This window comes from Kitasatospora sp. NPDC018619, from assembly GCF_044391605.1.
Taxonomy (GTDB): domain Bacteria; phylum Actinomycetota; class Actinomycetes; order Streptomycetales; family Streptomycetaceae; genus Kitasatospora.
The window spans coordinates 44868-62442 of the sequence record NZ_JBISAI010000009.1; the positions used below are offsets into that span (position 1 = coordinate 44868).

General features: G+C 72.8%; 17 protein-coding genes. 7 read left to right on the forward strand and 10 right to left on the reverse strand.

Annotation, left to right across the window (positions count from 1 at the left end):
- Positions 1 to 493: 493 nt before the first annotated feature.
- Positions 494 to 1105, reverse strand: a complete 612-nt coding sequence (locus ACH5AR_RS16055) for a hypothetical protein (protein WP_396302020.1) — start codon at positions 1103 to 1105, stop codon at positions 494 to 496.
- Between the two features lie 389 nt (positions 1106 to 1494).
- Here ACH5AR_RS16055 and ACH5AR_RS16060 point away from each other — a divergent pair, with 389 nt between their 5' ends.
- Entirely contained in the window at positions 1495 to 1920 is a 426-nt protein-coding gene (locus ACH5AR_RS16060; RefSeq protein WP_396302021.1) for a DUF2690 domain-containing protein, read from the forward strand.
- 152 nt (positions 1921 to 2072) lie between these two features.
- A complete protein-coding gene (locus ACH5AR_RS16065) occupies positions 2073 to 2249 on the forward strand; it encodes a hypothetical protein (RefSeq protein ID WP_396302022.1) in 177 nt (58 codons plus the stop codon).
- 294 nt (positions 2250 to 2543) lie between these two features.
- On the opposite strand, the gene ACH5AR_RS16070 is transcribed toward ACH5AR_RS16065, so the two are convergent.
- The 4 genes from ACH5AR_RS16070 to ACH5AR_RS16085 form a co-directional block, all read right to left on the reverse strand.
- Positions 2544 to 3035: a hypothetical protein gene (locus ACH5AR_RS16070; RefSeq protein ID WP_396302023.1), complete on the reverse strand. Its 492-nt coding sequence runs from the start codon at positions 3033 to 3035 to the stop codon at positions 2544 to 2546.
- Positions 3032 to 5524 carry a molybdopterin oxidoreductase family protein gene (locus tag ACH5AR_RS16075; RefSeq protein WP_396302024.1) on the reverse strand — a complete coding sequence of 831 codons (2493 nt, stop codon included), beginning with the start codon at positions 5522 to 5524 and terminating at the stop codon, positions 3032 to 3034. The genes ACH5AR_RS16070 and ACH5AR_RS16075 overlap by 4 nt, the downstream gene beginning before the upstream one ends.
- Before the next feature lie 577 nt (positions 5525 to 6101).
- Positions 6102 to 6554 carry a hypothetical protein gene (locus tag ACH5AR_RS16080; RefSeq protein ID WP_396302025.1) on the reverse strand — a complete coding sequence of 151 codons (453 nt, stop codon included), beginning with the start codon at positions 6552 to 6554 and terminating at the stop codon, positions 6102 to 6104.
- 27 nt (positions 6555 to 6581) lie between these two features.
- Positions 6582 to 7133, reverse strand: a complete 552-nt coding sequence (locus tag ACH5AR_RS16085; protein ID WP_396302026.1) for a DUF2231 domain-containing protein — start codon at positions 7131 to 7133, stop codon at positions 6582 to 6584.
- Between the two features lie 124 nt (positions 7134 to 7257).
- Between ACH5AR_RS16085 and ACH5AR_RS16090 the strand changes: the two genes are divergently transcribed.
- Entirely contained in the window at positions 7258 to 8025 is a 768-nt protein-coding gene (locus ACH5AR_RS16090) for a helix-turn-helix transcriptional regulator (protein WP_396302027.1), read from the forward strand.
- Between the two features lie 1151 nt (positions 8026 to 9176).
- On the opposite strand, the gene ACH5AR_RS16095 is transcribed toward ACH5AR_RS16090, so the two are convergent.
- Together ACH5AR_RS16095 and ACH5AR_RS16100 are read right to left on the reverse strand one after the other, a co-directional pair.
- The gene (locus ACH5AR_RS16095) at positions 9177 to 9857 is read right to left on the reverse strand and encodes a phosphatidylserine decarboxylase (protein WP_396302028.1); all 681 of its coding nucleotides are present in this window, start codon (positions 9855 to 9857) and stop codon (positions 9177 to 9179) included.
- A 287-nt stretch (positions 9858 to 10144) separates the two neighbouring features.
- Complete coding sequence (locus ACH5AR_RS16100; protein WP_396302029.1) at positions 10145 to 11404, reverse strand: NADH:flavin oxidoreductase/NADH oxidase family protein; 1260 nt, start codon at positions 11402 to 11404, stop codon at positions 10145 to 10147.
- A 90-nt stretch (positions 11405 to 11494) separates the two neighbouring features.
- Between ACH5AR_RS16100 and ACH5AR_RS16105 the strand changes: the two genes are divergently transcribed.
- Entirely contained in the window at positions 11495 to 12082 is a 588-nt protein-coding gene (locus ACH5AR_RS16105) for a TetR/AcrR family transcriptional regulator (RefSeq protein WP_396302030.1), read from the forward strand.
- A gap of 17 nt (positions 12083 to 12099) precedes the next feature.
- Here ACH5AR_RS16105 and ACH5AR_RS16110 read toward each other — a convergent pair whose 3' ends face one another.
- Entirely contained in the window at positions 12100 to 12801 is a 702-nt protein-coding gene (locus ACH5AR_RS16110) for a type 1 glutamine amidotransferase domain-containing protein (protein ID WP_396302031.1), read from the reverse strand.
- Positions 12802 to 13124: 323 nt separating this feature from the next.
- Entirely contained in the window at positions 13125 to 13328 is a 204-nt protein-coding gene (locus tag ACH5AR_RS16115) for a cold-shock protein (protein ID WP_388020480.1), read from the reverse strand.
- Positions 13329 to 13727: 399 nt separating this feature from the next.
- On the opposite strand from ACH5AR_RS16115, the gene ACH5AR_RS16120 reads away from it, so the two are divergent.
- The 3 genes from ACH5AR_RS16120 (at position 13728) to ACH5AR_RS16130 (ending at position 16535) form a co-directional block, all read left to right on the forward strand.
- Positions 13728 to 13958, forward strand: a complete 231-nt coding sequence (locus ACH5AR_RS16120; protein ID WP_396302032.1) for a hypothetical protein — start codon at positions 13728 to 13730, stop codon at positions 13956 to 13958.
- 89 nt (positions 13959 to 14047) lie between these two features.
- A complete protein-coding gene (locus ACH5AR_RS16125) occupies positions 14048 to 14440 on the forward strand; it encodes a hypothetical protein (protein ID WP_396302033.1) in 393 nt (130 codons plus the stop codon).
- A gap of 616 nt (positions 14441 to 15056) precedes the next feature.
- Positions 15057 to 16535, forward strand: a complete 1479-nt coding sequence (locus ACH5AR_RS16130; protein ID WP_396302034.1) for an aminotransferase class I/II-fold pyridoxal phosphate-dependent enzyme — start codon at positions 15057 to 15059, stop codon at positions 16533 to 16535.
- A gap of 163 nt (positions 16536 to 16698) precedes the next feature.
- On the opposite strand, the gene ACH5AR_RS16135 is transcribed toward ACH5AR_RS16130, so the two are convergent.
- The gene (locus ACH5AR_RS16135) at positions 16699 to 17463 is read right to left on the reverse strand and encodes a hypothetical protein (protein ID WP_396302035.1); all 765 of its coding nucleotides are present in this window, start codon (positions 17461 to 17463) and stop codon (positions 16699 to 16701) included.
- Positions 17464 to 17575 lie beyond the last annotated feature (112 nt).

Here is a 17575-nt window from a genome sequence, read left to right on the forward strand (position 1 = left end):
GCACTCGCCTCCGCCCTCGACGCGTGACACCGTTCGACCGTCCACGACAGCGCCTGACCGGACTGATGCTGACCCACGGCGCGGCGCGGGCCGGAGAAGACAGCCACCATGCCGGCTGTCCCCCATCGGCCAGTCGATCGCCCCCTCCGCCAGGGCCGTCATCCTCGAACCGCGCATGACAGGTAGCAGCGGGGCCCTACCCGCACCGCAGCCTACCGACCCCGCGCTCGCCTTCACCGCCAAGCCGAACATCGGCGACGGCAAGCGCGCCTGTACCGCCACCCTCGTCGACCGCGTCTGGCTCCTGACCGCAGCCGGATGCTTTACCGACACCCCTGACAGCCTGTCTAGCGTCACCGCCGGCGCGCCTCAGGAGAGTTCGCGCAGGGTGGGCACCAGGTCGGTGCAGGCGATGTACAGCTCGTTGGCGGTGACCTTCCAGCCCGGGCGCGCCCTGGTGGCGCCGCCCGTGTCGCCCCTGTGGCGGGGCAGGTCAGGGCTGGCTGCTGGGTGTGCCGGGTGACTCGGGAGCCTGGCTGCTGGGTGCGGCGGGCGTCGCCGCGCCCGAGGCGATGTCCGTGGGCCTGGCGGAGCGTTCCGCGGTGGGCGCGCCGCCTCCCGGGGCCAGCGAAGGGGAGGCCTCGGACGTGGGGCCCACGGTGGGAGCCGTCGACAGCTGCGCCGACGCAGAGGCGGAGCCGACGACGTAGGCGTTGACGGTGCCGCGGCCGGCGTGGGCGAAGGTGAAGCCGACCAGCCGGTAGGTGCCCGGGCTGACCGGACCCGGCAGCTGCACCTGCGGCTGCCCCGGCGACCCGACCTGGACCGGCTGCCCCGGCGGAAGGGCGACAGCCGCCCCGCCCGCCGCGGACGCCCCGCCGCCCTCCAGGCTGACCGCCGTCAGGGTGTCGGGCTCCCCGCCCGGGTTGAGGATGTACGCCGCCAGCGAGGCGGTGCCGCTACCTCCCGCATCCGCGACCAGCCGCACGTCCCGCAGCTTCAGGTCCCCGATGTCGGCGTTCACGCTGTTCGGCCCGATCCGGTAGGTCTCCGCGCCGTTGCCGGCCGCGCACCCCGCCGCCGGGGCCACCGTCATCAGCAGCACAGCACCACACCTCAGCGCCGCCTTCGGGTGAAGAGCTGGTTCGGGTCGCATACGGGATCCTCCGGTGCTCGGCTTCGGGTCCGCCATCCGTTCCCCACCCCCGCCCCGGACACGCCACGCCTCACCCGAAGCGCCCACAGACCCTCAGCGCAGCTTCGCCCCCGAGGGGGTACGGCAGGAGGGAGGCGCCCGGAATGAGTCCCACCGACGCGGGATCCCGCCAGACCGCCCGTCCCTCTGTTCCTCGCCTCGGCCGACCCCTTTACTGTTTCTCCCTACTCCCTGGCCGTCACGGGGAGTCATCGCGCACGAAACCAGGTTCGCCGGCACAGGCACCGATCACGGAGCACGTCCGACCTTCGCCCCGCTCGTCACACGAGGAGCCGCAGATGAAGAAGATCGCCGCCGTCCTGAGCACCGCCGCCCTGACCGCAACCGCCTTCCTCGCGCTGTCCCCCACCGCCCGGGCCACCCCGAACGCGTCGTGCTACGGCAGTTCCTGCTACCACAAGGACCCGTCGAGCACCGGCTGCGGAAACGACGCGATCACCGCCAAGAGCGCGCGGGCCGCGGACGGCGCCCTGGTGGAGCTCCGCTACAGCGCGACCTGTCGTGCCGCATGGGCCCGCATCAGCAACGCCCCCGTCGGCGCCGAGGCGTACGTCTCGAACACCGCGGGCCAGTCCGACAGCGTGAACGTCGCCTACGGGAGCGACGTCCACACGTCCATGGTGAACGACGTCAACATCCAGTCCCACGCGTGCTACGCGAAGAACTCCGGTTCGAACTTCTCCGCCTGCACGGGCTGGTACTGATTCCACCCGTCGGCACGGAGATCGAGGCGTCGAGGTCGGCGGCGTAGCGCACCAGGGCGTCGTAGCTCCGGGTGGGCGCGGACCACCGGGCGCGGGTGTGGACCGCCCTCGGATACGGCGGCTGTGCCGCGTACGCGAGCACCGAATTCCGGGTGAGCCGCTCGACGGCCTCCCGGCTGCTCGACCTGGCGTCCGCGGCCGAGGCGATCGAGGACGTCGTCGCCCACCAAGCCGGTCCCGAGCTGTCTCACCCGTTGGACACCGGCCTGGTGCTGCCGGTGCGGGCAGTCGTCGAACTCACGGGCCGGATCGCCGAGCTGACGACCTGATCGCCGAACGGCTAGCCGACGCCCAGGCCGAGGACGGGCGGCCGCCCGAGGCCGCGGCCGTCGCCGAGATCATGACGCGTTCGATCGCCGACGTCCGGCCCGGCCCGACGTGCCGGCGGCCGAGCTCGCCGTGATTCCGGCAGGAGAGCCATGGCCGCCGCGTTCACTTCGGCGTGGCCGCAGCCGCCCCGCCCCGCCCGCGCACCGCAGCGGCCGGGGGCGGGCCGGCTTCAGGAACCACTGCGCGCTGGGGTCTTGGCGGACGGCGGCGGGAGCCGTCGCTGCCCAGGGCAGTCAGAGGCTGGTGAGAATCTGCGGGGACAGGTTCTTGATCATGGTGTTGGTCCAACGGATCTGCCGCAGGGTCTGCGGGTGGCAGGCGGTGGCCAGGTCCAGGAGGGGCGTTTCCCTGCCCGCTTGGGCCGCCTGGGCGAGCATCTCCCAGTGCAGGGAGTTCTCCGAGGCGCCGAGGTACAGGTGGCGCAGGTCGCGCAGGAGCAGGAGTCCGGGCTCGGGGCGGTGGCCGACGGCTTCGGCCAGCTTCTCGCGCAGGACGGCCACGATGCCGTGCGGGGTATGGGGAGCGGCCGTGTGGAGGTGGAGTCCGTAGGGGGCGGCGGCCCCGGCGATCTTCCTGGCGTGGATCCGGGACCAGTGGGCGATGTCGGTGGCGACGTGGTGGATCTCGTGTTCGGTGCGGTGGCGCTGGGCGACAGTCAGCAGTTCGGCGGCGAGCTCGCTCTCGCCGTGGTGCAGGGCGCGCAGGGTCCAGGTGATGCCGTTCATGACCGGTCCTCGTCTTCCTCGTATCCCCGGGAGGCGTCGGTGGCCTGGGTGGCGCGAGCGTCGGGCCCGCCGGTGGTGGGGGGCACCGGGGCCGGGCCGACCGGTGCCGAGGCGGTGGTGGTGGGCGCCGGCGAGACTGCTCCGTGACCGCGTTCGACGAGGGTCAGGCGGGCTGCGCAGGTCTTGAACAGGGGCTGTTTGGAGACCGGATCCCAGTCGGTGACGGTGGTCTCGTTGGCGGCGCGCCCGTGGGCGTCGGCGGGCCGGTGTCCTTGGGGTGTGTCCCAGTAGCCGTAGTGGAAGGGCAGGAACAGCGTGCCCGGGCGGATGCCGCTGATCCGCAGCCGGCCGCGCACGCTGCCGCGCGGGGTGGCGACCTCGACCAGGTCCCCCTCGGCGAGGCCCTGCGACTGCGCGTCATGGGCCGAGGCCTCGACCCAGACGTCGGGGGCGGCGGCGTCCAGCTGGGGCGCCCGCGCGGTCTTGGTGCGGGTGTGGAAGTGGTACACGGTGCGACCGGTGGTCAGTTGGAGGGGGAAGTCCTGGCTGGGCTGCTCGTGCGGCGCCAGGTATCCGGCCGCCTTGAGGACGGCCTTGCCGGCGGGGTTCAGGGCCCGGTACTCGGTCTCGGACACGGACGCGCCCGTGACGAGGTCCTTGCCGTAGGACTCGCACGTGTCGGCGTCGGCCCAGGCGATGCCGTCGGTGTAGAGGCGTTCGGTGCCGCCGGGTGCCTGCTCGTTGCAAGGCCACTGGATACCCGTGCCGCTGGCGCGCAGCATCTCGTAGGTCAGGCCGGTGTAGTCGCAGGGCCGCCCCGCGCTGCAGCGTTTCCAGGCTTCGAACGCCGACTGCGGGTCGTGCCAGCCGATCAGGGGGGCGCCGTCCTTGTCACGGAAGTCCATGCGGCTCGCGTAGTCCAGGAAGACGTCCAGATCGGGGCGGGCCTGGCCGGGCGGCTCCACGGCCTTCTCGGACAGGTGCACGGTGCGGTCGGCGTTGGTGAACGTGCCGGTCTTCTCGCCCCAGGTGGCCGCCGGCAGCACCACGTCGGCCAGTTGCGCGGTCTCGGTCAGGAAGAGGTCCTGGACCACGGTGAACAGCCGTCGCTGGGACAGGATGGCGCGGATGCGCCCGAGTTCGGGCAGCGAGACGGCCGGGTTGGTGCCGCTGATCCAGAGCATCCGGATCGTGCCTTGCTCGGCGTAGCGGAACATCTGCATGGCGTGGGTGGGCGGGGCGTAGTGCGGGATGTCGCGCGGTTCGACGTTCCAGACCTTCGCGAGGTCGGCGATGTGTTCGTCGTTCTCCCAGTTGCGGAATCCGGGCAGGTCGCCGTTGGCGCCGCACTCGCGGGTGTTCTGGGCCGTGGGCTGGCCGTTCATCTGCAGGACGCCGGCGCCGGGCCGGCCGAGCATGCCGCGCAGCAGGTGCAGGTTGTTCACCTGGACGGCGGCGGCGGTGGCCTGGTGGGACTGGTAGAAGCCCTGGAGCACGGTCGACAGCAGCCGCTGCGCGCTGCCGAGGATCTCGGCGGCCTCGCCGATCCGGTCGGCGGGGACGTCGCAGATGGCGGCCGCCCACTGCGGGGTGCAGTCGGCGACCCGGGCCGCGAGTTCGTCGAAGCCGACGGTGTGGCGTGCCAGGTAGTCGTGGTCGATGCGGTCGGTGCGGATGAGCTCGTGCAGCAGCGCGTTGAGCAGGGCGACGTTGGTGCCGGGGCGGGGTGCCAGGTGCACCGTGGCCCTGCGGGCCACCGGGGTCAGCCGCGGGTCCACGCAGATCAGCCGGGGCGGCTGCGGGCCGGCGAGGCGGTCCAGGATGCGCATCCACAGCACGCTCTGGGTCTCGGCGACGTTGTGGCCGAACAGGGCGATGGTGTCGGCGTGGTCGACGTCGGTGTAGGAGCCGGGCTGGCCGTCGGATCCGAAGGTCTCCTTCAGCGCCTCGCCGGCGGTGGCGGTGCACAGGCGGGTGTTGCCGTCCAGGTGGTTGGTGCCGATCCCGGCGCGGGCGATCACGGTCAGCGTGTAGTACTCCTCCAGGAACAGCTGGCCGGTGGTGTAGAAGCCGATCGACCCAGGGCCGCGCTCGTCCAGCAGGCTCTTGGAGCGGTCCACGATGCGCTGCATGGCGGTGGGCCAGTCGCTCTCCACGAGCCGGCCGTCCTCGCGCACCAGCGGCCTGGTCAGCCGGTCGGGAGAGGCGTTCGCCTGCCAGCCGAACAAGTCCTTGGGGCCCAGCCGCCCCCGGTTGACCCGGTCCGACGCGCGTCCGCGCACCCCCACGATCCGGCCGTCGGCCACCGCGATGTCCATCGCGTCACCGTTGGAGTGCAGCAGCGACGCCGTGGGCACCCACGCCTGCACCGAAGCCGGCTCCACCCCAGCTGCCAGGTGGGCGTCCACCCGCACCGGCCACTCCTGCCCCGGGCCGTACGGGGTGCGCCCGCCCCACGGCTCGGCAATCCGGTCCACCGAAGCATCCATGACACTCAAACCTCTCACCCGCAACGGACCGGACGCCTTCCCCGTAACCTCCCGGGCCACGCCCGGCCCGGCGCGGAACCACTCCCCCGGCCGCCCTTGGGTCAGCGCCGGCCGGCCGTACCGGATGCCGGTCCTTCACCTCGCCCCGGCCTACCCAGCGACTGGCGGCGGACCCACGCCCGAGGGAGGGGGCAAGCTGTCGCCCACGACGACAAGAGGACCCCGCCGCAGCCGGAGACTGTCACGCGCCAACCGCCCTTGGTGTGGGAGGAGGAGAGCTCCTGGGCCCGTCGGGTCGGCGGCGCGAGGCGCTCGGCGACGCGAGGCGCTCGGCGACGCGAGGCGCTCGGCGACGCGAGGCGCTCGGCGAAGTCGGGGATGCCAGGACCAGCGCGTCCCGTTCGGCCCGCGCCTCGCTGACCAGCCGAAGGAACTCCGGGTGGCCGGGGAACCACTCGCCACCGCCCTCGGTCGTCACGTAGCGGGAGGTGGGCGGTCAGGCCGCGCAGGCCGTCCGATTCGGTGGATGTGCCGAGGGCGTTCAGGAACTGCGCGGCGGCGTGAGTGCTGGTTCAGCTCAGCTGCCACCGACGCCCAGGGCGGTGAGCAGGACCAGGACGACGGTCACCACCGCGAAGAGGCCGTGACCGAGGACGACCGCGACGGGGAAGTGGCGCTCGGCCGGAGCATCGGCACCGGCAGCGGCGGGGGCGGTGCGGGCAGCGGCGGGGGCGGTGCGGGCGCGGTGGACCGGGATCCAACGCAGCAGCATGACGAAACCCAGCAGTGCGACCGGGACCAGCAGCCCGAAGGCCGTCCAGGCGAGCGCCGTCTTGTCGGCGGCGAGGTAGACGATCCACACCACCAGACCGACGGCGGCCAGCGCGAAGTGCGCGAACAGCACCGGTGCGGGCAGGCGGCTGGTACCGGTGCGCTGCTGCCGTACGCCCCCGCGCTGGATCCAGACTCCCAGCATGTAGAAGCCGCCGAGTGCGGTGACCAGCCAGGTGATGAGTGCTGCGATGTCCATGAACTGCTCCGGGTGGTGAGGGTCGGTTCAGTGGGAGGGGCCGGCGGCGCCGGGGCCCGGCGGGGTGCGGGTGGTGTAGCCCTCGGCCTGGGTGGCTTCGTCGGCGACCCGCACGCCGTAGCGGTAGGCGAGCTTGCCGCCGAGGAAGCCGGAGACGCCCAGCACCGCGATGCTCACGGCGGACAGGGCGAGCATCCCCGCGCCGACGCTGCCCGAGGTGCCTGCCGCACGCCGCCAGAAGAAGGCTCCGGTGTACGCGCCGGTCACCAGCAGGTTGAGCGTCATGTGGATCAGTCCGGTGCGGAACGCCCGGGTGCCGGCCGGGATGGCCAGCAGGTCGAGGAAGCCGACCGTCGCCGCCGCCAGCGCGCCCAGGACGCCCACCGCGATCAACCACATCGAGCCGCGGGTCAGGAAGCCCGGGTCGTCCACCACGTGCGAGGCGATGTCGAACACCAGGCTCGCCACCCACGCACCGATCGGCACGGTCACCAGGATCGGGTGGAACGGGTGCCCGTACGGGCCCGCCATCACCGCGCTGACCGGTTGCTTCGCCTGCAGCTGCTGCTCGCTGGCCATGACGCTGCCCCTTCCGTGATTTCGCCAACAAGCCTTGTCGTTATTCAGGTGTGTCGTCAAGCCAGCCCGGTCAAGAAACCCCGTGAACACCCCTGGCATCACTCGTGGGAGTTATCGTGGGCGCGTGCCCAGTGACGAAGCGACGACGGACCCGACCGACGCGATCGAGTCCGTGAGCGTGCTCGGGGAGGACTCCCGGCGCCGCATGTTCGCCTTCATCCGGCGCGCCGGCCGCCCGGTGACCAGGGACGAGGCCGCCGCCAGCATCGGCATCTCCCGCAAGCTCGCCGCCTTCCACCTCGACAAACTCGTTGACACCGGCCTGCTGCGAGCCCGCTACGGCGCGCCCGACGGCGTACGAAAAGTCGGACGCCAGCCCAAGGTGTACGAGCCGACCGACACCCAGATCACCGTCTCCATCCCCGACCGCCGCCACGAACTCCTGGCCGACCTCCTGCTGGAGGCCGTCCTCACCGAGACCGGCGACCGGAGCGCGGCCGAGGCGGCGGTCGAGGCAGCCGGACGCCGCGGGCGGGACCTCGGCCGGACGGAACGCGAACTGAGCCGCCCGGGCCGCCTCGGCGCCGAACGCGGACTCACCCTGTGCGAGCGGATGCTGGAGGCGTACGGCTTCGAACCGGTCCGCGAAGCCCCCACCGAGGTGCGCCTGCGCAACTGCCCCTTCCACCCGCTGGCCGCCAAGGCACCCGGCCTGGTCTGCGGAATGAACCACGCCTTCCTCACCGGCTACGTCGACGGCCTCGACATCGGCGGCATCGAGGCCGTCCTGGCCCCCAGCCCCGGCGAATGCTGCGTGCAACTGCGCCCGGCCCAGCCTGCCGGACCGACGGATCCGCACCGACCCGTCACCCGTCCCCCGACGGCACCGTGAGATCGCCCCAGCCGGCGCGGTGATCCGGAGCCGGCGTGGCACGGACGGCAGCGTGCCGGCGATCGACGGCGCCCGGGGCGCCCGAGCGCCGCGGTCACGGCCACGTCCGCTCGGGCACCAGCGCGCTCCTCACCGCGTCCCGCACCGCGACCGGCAAGGCCGTCGGATCTCCGCCGACACCGCTACCGCGCAGCGGTTTCAGGAGGTTTCCGACGACCTCGACCGGCAGGTGCGGCCCGGCCCACGGAGGTGCTCAGGCGACGTTGAGGTAGAACTTCTCGTCCCCGCCACCGTTGGCGTTGACCTGGCAGTTCACCGTCCCGCCGGGGCCGGTGGCGGCGGTCACTCCACTGCCGACCACCATGCGCAGGAAATGGTTCGGAAATGCCGTCGCCGACTCGAACGAGAACGAACCGTTGGCCTGCGGACGAAGGGTGTACATCTCGTACTCGAAGGCGCCGAACTGACAGTTGACGGCTCCCCCCTCCGGCCATGCCGTCCGGAACTCCGGCACCGTCCATGCGCAGGAACACGCCGGGAAAGGCCACCGACTCGAATGCGTACGAACCGTTGCTCTGCGGCCGAACCCGGAATGCCGTCCACGGGCTGGTACCGAACTGGCAGTTGACCGTTCCCGCGCCGCCGCCGGCGAAGGCGGTGACGCCCGTCCCGTCCATGCGCAGGTAGATGTTCGGGTAGCAGTCCGACTGGATCGTGACCGGGGTGTCGCCGAGCTTCGCGAGGTCAGCCGCTGACAGGGGCATGAGGGCCTCTCTCCTTCGATCCGGGCGAGGTGCGGACGAGGGGCTCCGAGGGCGCGTCGGCGCAGCGCGTGGCGCCGCGATGACCAGGCGTTTCCGCGAGCCGACTTCCGGAAATGGGCATACCGATCGGTACCGATTTCCGGAAGGCGTGGTGAATCACCAATCGAGGCGGCATTCGGCCGCCGTACGGTGATGTGCCGCCCCCACATTGTCTTTCCTGCTGCCGCAGGCCCCGCACCGACTGTAGTCGGGGCGGTGCGGACTGTCCAGATGCGGTGCTTCCACTTATCCGGACGGATCATGGAATTCGACGGTGAAATGCCCCTGAGCTGGGAGCGTCGAGATGTCGAGGACGAATACCCCGGGTGGGAGAGGCATGCCGGGGGTTCAGGACCACCCCGGCGGCCCGTCGGCGGCCGTCCGGTCCAGCGGCAGCCCGCGTGCCTGCGGCCCGGAGGCCGGGCCGCAGGCACGCGGGCCGAAGTGTTCGATCGGGGCTGTTCGGTCAGCGGCGTCCGATCGGGGACGGACCACTACCTCAGCCGTGCGACCTCCGCGTTGATCTTGATGTTGGAGTCGCCCGGGAACTTCTCGGGAACGAACTTCAGGTCCACGTCCGGCCCGAGGACCAGGCAGGGGGTCGAGCCGCCGTAGTGGAACGAGCCGATCTCGTCGCCGCGTCGGGGCGGCGGGGGTCTGGGAGTAGTACGTGCCGGGGATGTTGCGGACGGCCTTGACGGTGCCGTCGACGGGGCTGTGCCAGCGGTGGTAGTTGAGGGCGCTGAGGAACGCCTGGTAGACGGTGCCGCCGTGGAAGGTGCTGGGGTCCGGCTCGTCGGGGCCCTTGTGGGCGGAGTCGAGGAGGAAGGCGAGGGCGTACGGCTGGCCCTTGAGCCAGAACGTGTTGTACTCCCGTTCTCGTCGTCGGAGTTGCACGCGATGACGGCCTCGTTGCAGACCACGTGGTTGATGTAGCTCCAGTCGAGCCGCTCCCCGGATTCGTCCTTCAGCTTCGCCGGCGCCGGGGTTGTGTCCGCCCCCGCCACCCCCGTCGGCCCCTGCCTCCATCGTAGGAATCCGGCCGGTCGCGGGGCACCCGGAGGTGCCGCCCGTTCCGGCCGCCCGGCGCGGCACCGACGGGCACGCACCGCCGCGGCCGTCACCCCCGGTGGCTCCGAGGGTCCCCGCTCCGTACGCCCGGGCACGTCCGCCGCACGCGTCCGGGGCCGCGGCCGTCCTCCTCGGCCCGCGCCGAACGGCTCGGCCCGGTCGGCCGCGGCCCGGTCGGCTCGGCCCGGTCGGCGCGCGCAGGCGTCCCGGCCTCGGCGGGACCAGGACGCGTGCGCGGCCCGTGGCTACAAGGCCCGGCCCGCCGCGGCCTTCAACCGCGCGGGCAGCCAGGTGCGGTAGCGGCGCAGGGCCTGCCGCTGCTGGCGCTGCTCCGCGAGCAGGGCGACCGCCGGGTGGATGTTCGGCCGGGGCTCGCTGCCGCGGGCGAGGCGGCGCAGCTGGCGGCGGACCTGGGCCATGCCGGCGGCCGAGGCGAGGGGCTTGTCCTTCCAGGTCACCGGCCGCAGCCGCCGGTCGGCCTCGCCGCCCTCGGCCCAGCGGTTGGGCAGGTCGGGGGTGACGGCGAGGGCGGTCCCCATGCCGACGACCGCGACGCCGCCGGCCAGGACCTGCTCCGCGGTGGCACGCCGGGTGATGCCGCCGGTGAGCATCAGCGGCACGGGGCTGGTGACGACCAAGTCCCGGGCCAGCTCCAGGAAGTACGCCTCGCGGGCCTGGGTGCGGGTGTCGGTGGCGCGGCCGGTCATGGCGGGGCTCTCGTAGCTGCCGCCGGAGAGCTCGACCAGGTCGACGCCGAGCGGTGCCAGCCACCCGATCACCTGGCGGGCGTCGTCGGCGTCGAAGCCGCCGCGCTGGAAGTCCGCGGAATTCAGCTTCACGGCGACGGTGAAGGACGGGGAGACCGCGGCGCGGACGGCACGGACGGTGTCGAGCAGCATCCTGGCCCGGTTCTCCAGGGAGCCGCCCCAGGCGTCGGTGCGCTTGTTGACCAGGGGCGACAGGAACTGCGACAGCAGGTAGCCGTGCGCGGCGTGGACCTCCACCCCGTCGAACCCGGCCTGTTCGGCGCGGGCGGCCGTGACGGCGAAGCGGCGGACGGTGGCACCGATCTGCTGGGCGGTCATGGCGGTCGGGCGGCCGAAGCGGCCGCTGCGCCTGCCCAGGTCGACGCCGAGGTCGGACGGCCCCCACACGACGCCGGGCATGTCGGAGGCGACCTGGCGTCCGGGGTGGTTGATCTGCATCCAGATCGCGCCGCCGGCGGACTTGCCGGCCTTCGCCCACTCCGTGAACGGCTCCAAGGGGGCGGCCTCGTCGAGGACGACGCCCGCGGGCCCGGTCAGCGCCTCGGCGTGGACCATGACGTTGCCGGTGATCAGCAGGCCGGCGCCGCCGGCGGCCCAGCGCCGGTACAGCCCGGTCAGCTGCGCGTCCGGGAGCTGGCCGGCGCCGGCCATGTTCTCCTCCATGGCCGCCTTCGCGATCCGGTTGGTCAGCACCGCTCCGGAGCGGAGGGGCAGCGGGGTGAACAGTTCGCCGGCCATGTGGTTCTTCCTCTTCCCACGACTAGGATGTGTACATCGTTCACATTAAAGCGGCGATGTAGGCAGTGCAAACATCGGAGAGGGTGACCCATGCCACGAGCGAGTGCCTCGTACCACCACGGCGACCTACGGGCCGCGTGCCTGCGGGCCGCCCGGGAGCTCCTGGAGGAGGACGGCAGCGCGGGGCTGTCCCTGCGCGCCGTGGCCCGGCGGGCGGGAGTGTCGGCGACCGCCCCGTACCGCCACTACGCGGACCGCGACGCCCTCGTCTCGGCCGTCGCGGGCGAGGGCTACACCGAGCTCGCCGACCATCTGGCGGCCGCCCGCCCCTCGCCGCGCACCCCGGACGATCTCGCCGAGGTCGCCGTCGCCTACGTCCGGTTCGCGCTGGAGCGGCCGGCGCTGTTCCGGGTGATGTTCGCCGAACCCTGCGACCCCGCGAACGAGCACCGGCTCGCGGCGACGGCCGCCCTCCGGTCGTACGTCCGCGGCATCGTCCAGGGCGTCTTCCCCGCCTCCGACGCCGAGGCCCTGTCCACCGCCGTGTGGGGCGTCGTCCACGGCCTGGCCTTCCTGCACCTGGACGGCAAGCTCGACGCCTCCACCCCGGACGTGGTCTCCCGTCAGGTCCGTGCTGCCGTCGGGGCGCTGCTCACCGCCTCCCCGGCTGCGGGGTGAGCGGATCCCCGGCCGGATCAGCCGGCCAGGTCGGCCACCATCCGGGTGGCGAGCCGCTTGGCCGAGCCGGGGTTCTGGCCGGTGTAGAGGGTGCGGTCGACCTCGATGTGCGGCAGGAGCGGGAGCGCTCCCTTGGCGTAGTGCGCGCCGCTCTCGCGCAGCCGGTCCTCCAGGAACCAGGGGGCCTTGCGTCCGAAGCTGTTCAGCTTCTCCTCGACGTTGGACAGCGCGGTGACCCGGTACCCGGCGAGGGGCCAGGAGCCGTCGTCGTTCCTGGCCGCGAGCAGCGCGGCGGGGCCGTGGCACAGCAGGCCCAGCGGCCTGCCGGAGGCGAGCTGCCCGGTGAGGAGCGCCCCGGACACCTCGTCGTGGGAGAGGTCCTCCATCGGACCGTGGCCTCCGGGGTAGAAGACCAGGTCGAAGTCGTCGGGATCCACTGCGCCGAGGGAGGCCGGGGCCGCCAACGCGTCCTGGATCGTGGCGAGGTAGTCGGCGACCTCCCGCAGGGTGCCCGGAAGGCCGGCGGTGCGGCCCATGCTGATCCTGTCCAGGGTGGGCCGCTTCCCGCCGGGGGTCGCGATGGTGATCTGCCATCCGGCCCCGGTGAAGACCTTGTGCGGCACCGCCAGTTCCTCGCCCCAGTAGCCCGTGGGGTGTTTGGTGCCGTCCTTCAGCGTCCAGTGATCGGCTGCCGTCACGACGAAGAGGACTCGGGTCATGTTCTCGCCTTCCCGGTGATGACGGGCCGTTCCTCCGGCCGGCGGAGGCGGCTCCTCAAGGGTGCACCGGCAGAGGACGGAAGGGAAACGGAACGGTTCCGGGCCGGCGCCCCCCGTCCTACCGGCCGCCGCGGGGGCGGCACGGATCCGTGACGGGTCGCACATCCGGTGTGGGCGCCCGAGGAGCGCCCGCAACCCCCGCCCTGCCCGCGGGGGGGCGGGCGGCTCGGTGCGGCGGGGTGTCGTCGTGGCATGCCGAGGGGCCCGCACCGGCGCGTGTGCGCGGTGCGGGCCCCTCACTGCCAGGCGGGTGCCGGGCAGTACTACAGCGGGCGAATGTTCTCGGCCTGCGGGCCCTTCTGGCCCTGCGTGACGTCGAACTCGACCTTCTGGCCCTCGAGCAGCTCACGGAAGCCGTTGGCCTGGATGTTCGAGAAGTGGGCGAAGACGTCAGCGCCGCCACCCTCCTGCTCGATGAAGCCGAAGCCCTTCTCCGAGTTGAACCACTTCACGGTGCCATTAGCCATAGAAAAATCTCCTTCAAGGGGCTGTCCGAAGCACGCGGATCACGGACTTCGGGTACGCCGCATGGAGAACCCGCCCGGAGAGAAGCCGGGGGAACAAAATGCGCCCGCAACACAGGCAGGCGCACACAAAGTTCATGGGAACCACTACTGCAACTGCTTCGACTCTAGCAGGCCTGCGCCCGAAACGGGGGGAAATTCCACATCCGTTCCTCGGGAGCCCGTCCGCCGAGCACTCCGCCAGAGCCGTGGAGGGCTCCAACTCGCTTGAACAGCAGAGCCGTTGACCTTGCCGACCGGGAAGGAAGCCGGTTCGCGGACCACCGTGGTGCCGGCGCGACTCGAAAATCCGGCGCGCCGCAAGGGTGTCCATTCCGCCTTCCCCGGCGCACACTGGCGGTAATGAAAAATTACGCAGCACCTCGCCGCCCCATGCCCACCAGCCCCTTCAAAAACCGGACGGAGGCGGCGCCGCGCAAGCACTTCGCCGTCGGCGACCGTGTCACCCACGACGGGTTCGGCCTCGGCCGGGTCATCGGCGTCGAAGGCGGCGGCGACATCGCCGTCCTCGTCGACTTCGGATCGCGGCAGGAACGCGTCCCCCAGCCCTACACCGCGATGTACAGGCTCTGACCCGGCCGCGCCGGTCTCCGGTCGCCCAGGGTGAACGCGTGCCGGGGCGGGGTGCGCGCGGGCTGCGGCCGGAACTATCCTCTGGGGGCATGTCGAACCCTGATGCACTGCTCGTCGAGATCGCCGAGATGGTGGAGTCCGAGCACAGCAACCAGATGCCCCTGACCGTGGTCGTTCCGGGGGCGGTCATCACCGGACGCCTGGCGCCGGAGAGCCTCTGGCACGAGCGCGTCGCCGAGGTCCTCAGCGCCTCCGACCACCTGAAGCCCTTCGCCGCGCTCTTCTCGAACCCCGCCGGCCGGGACTCCGGCGGTCCCGGCGACGGCACCTCGCACCGCGCCCGGCCGACGCACCTGCACCTGCACGTCGCCCGGATCCTCCAGGGCAGCTACGGGCTGCCGCACACCGGAGGCATGTACCGCATCGCCATCGCCGACGTCAGCAGCTGGACCGTGGGCGACCTCAGCTACACCGACCAGTGACCCGCACCGCCGTCCGCCCCGGGCCCGCTCCCCCGCCCGGTCGGCTCCCGCACGGCGGTCGGCCCCCGCACGGCGTCGACGGGGCCGTCACCGTGCTCGGACGGGCCGGGCGCGACGGCGGTGCGCAAGCACCTCAGGACGGCGTGACGCAGGCCTCGCCGCCGGTGGTGGGCGGAACCGCCGCCGGTCCGGCGGGCGCGGAGGCGGTGGTGGCGGGCGCCGGGGCGGGGCCCCGCCGGACGCTCCGACCACGGTCATGCGGGCGGCCGCGGTCCTGTAGAGGGGTTGCCTGGAGGCCGGGCCCCGGCGGTGTGGGGGTGGTCTCGTCGGCCGCACGGGCGCCCGCGGGGCCGCTCGGTCGATGTCCGGCCGGGGTGTCGAAGTACCCGTAGTCGAAGGCACGAAGACCGTGCCGGCACGCATCGCGGTGATCCGCAGGCGGCCCCGGAGGGAGCCCCGGGCGGTGGACACCTCCACGAGGTCCCCTCGCCCGGGCCGTGCGCGGCGGCCTCGGCCGGGCAGAGCTCGACCCGCACGCCCGGGGCGGCGCTGTCGAGCTGCGGTGCGCGGACACCCCCGTCCGTTTCCGAACCGGGGAAGCGGGCAGCCGCGAGCCATGGACCAGTCGCAGGCACCAGTACTGGAAGCACTCGCCGCCTACCACGCCAACGGGCACACCGCGTTCACCCCGCCCGGCCACAAGCAGGGACGCGGCGCCGACGAACGCGTACTAGCCGTCCTGGGCCCGGACGTGTTCCGCGCCGACGTGCTGGCCACCGGCGGCCTGGACGACCGCCTCACCAGCCGCGGCATCCTCCGGGACGCGCAGGCGCTGATGGCCGAAGCCGTCGGGGCCGACCACACGTTCTTCTCCACCTGCGGCAGCTCGCTGTCCGTCAAGGCCGCCATCCTCGCCGTCGCGGGCCCGCACGAACACCTCGTGGTCGGCAGGGACGCGCACAAGTCCGTGGTCGCGGGGCTGATCGTGGCCGGCATCCGCCCGCTGTGGGTGGACCCGCAGTGGGATCCGGACCTGCACCTCGCCCATCCGCCCACCGCGGCGGCCTTCGGCCGCCTCCTGGAGGAGCACCCCCACGCCCGCGGGGCGCTGGTCACCTCACCCACCCCGTACGGCACCTGCGCCGACCTCGCGGCCATCGCGGAGACCTGCCACGGGCTGCGGAGGCCGCTGATCGTCGACGAGGCGTGGGGAGCGCACCTGCCCTTCCACCCCGACCTGCCGACCTGGGCGATGGACGCCGGCGCGGACCTGTGCGTCACCTCGGTGCACAAGATGGGCTCCGGTCTGGAGCAGAGCTCCGTCTTCCACCTCCAGGGCGACCGGATCGACCCGGCGGTACTCAGCCAGCGCGAGGACCTGCTGGGCACCACCAGCCCCTCGACCCTCGTCTACGCCGCCCTCGACGGCTGGCGCCGCCAGATGGTCCAGCACGGCCGCGCCCTCTACGACCGGGCCCTCGACCGGGCCCGCGAGGTCCGCGATCGGATCGAGCAGCTGGACGGGCTGCACGTCCACGGTCGCGACGACTTCTGCGGACCGCAGCGCGCCGCCGACCTCGACCCCCTCCAAGTGATCATCGACGTGTCCGGGCTCGGCACCACCGGCTACCGGGCCGGGGACTGGCTGCGCTCCCGCCACCAGATCGACCTGCACGTCTGCGACCACCGCCGCATCAGCGCACAGCTCACCCACGCCGACACCCCCGGGACCACCGGCCGTCTGCTGGACGCGCTGGCCGAGCTGGTCGCCGTCGCCGACACCCTGCGTCCCGCCGCCCGGGTCGACGTGCCCGACCCGGCACAGCTGCGGCTGGAACAGGTGATGCTGCCCCGCGACGCCTTCTTCGGCCCCACCGAGCAGGTCCCCGTCGCCAAGGCCGCCGGGCGGATCGCCGCCGAGATGCTCACCCCCTACCCGCCCGGCATCCCCGCCGCCGTGCCCGGCGAGCGCCTCGACGACGCGGTCCTCGGCTACCTGCGCAGCGGCGTCGAGGCGGGCATGGTCGTCCCGGACGCGGCCGACAACACCGTGGAGACCGTCCGGGTCGCGGTCGAGGAGCAGCGGCGTCCGTGATCACGTGCGTGCGCCGCGCCGGCCGCCGCCGTCCTCGGGGTGGCAGTGCGGCCGGGGTGCGGGGTGGAGGACCGGGCCGCCGGGTGCGGCCCGGTCCTCCTCCTGATCGGCTGCACGATCGCCACGCTGGACGTGCTCGTCCGCCGCGTGGCCGGGGCGGTTCCTAGCGGACGGCGCCCTTGACGTTGGGCTGGGTCTTCTGGTTGTAGATCTCCTTGCCGGCCGCGTCGAAGGCGTGGACGTAGGGGGCCGGGGTGGAGGGCTTGTCGGTGGAGATGGCCGCGGTGTAGACGAACGCACCGCCCGCCATGACAGCCGGGTACTGCGCCGGGTCGTCGCCGAAGCTGACGGTCACCTTGGCGACCTCGGAGGTGTAGTGCCCGGCGCCCAGCGAGAGGAGCTGCCCGGCGCCGGCCCGTGCGCTGAAGCTGTCGAAGTACTCGACCAGGTGCCCGGCGCCCCAGAGACGGTCGTTGATGAACGTCGCCGGGACGGACAGGCTGCTGCCCTGGTGGCCCTTCGACTCGCACTGCACGTACGTGCCCGCGGAGTTGACGGCGACGACCACGCCGTCGGTGTCCTGCGAGGCGAGGGGGGCGCGGACCGCGATCACCGGCTGGTACTGCGACGCCTCGGAGCCCAGGCAGGAGGCCAGGATCTGGGCGACGGCGCCGGCCTCGATCGGGGTCGTCGCCGTGCTGGTGACGGTGAAACCGGCCGGGGTGGCGGTCGCACCGGCAACGGACGAGCCGCTGTCGGAGGCCGGGGCGGCGGGGGCAGCGGGTGCGGCCGGGGCGGCGGGTGCGGCGGAGGGCGTGCCCTGGGCCGCGGGGGTGGGCGTGGAGGCGCCGGCGGCGGCCGCCACTCCCCCCGCGGTCGCGACGGTCACGGCGGTGGCGGCGATGAGCATGATCGGGCGGATACGCATGAATCCGTGTCCTTTCCTGCGGGCTTCCGGTTGATGCCCGCGCCCCTGTACGCCGTCCGGCGCCCGGCAGGTCGCACCCCCTGCTCGTGATCCAGAACACAGGAAACGAGCG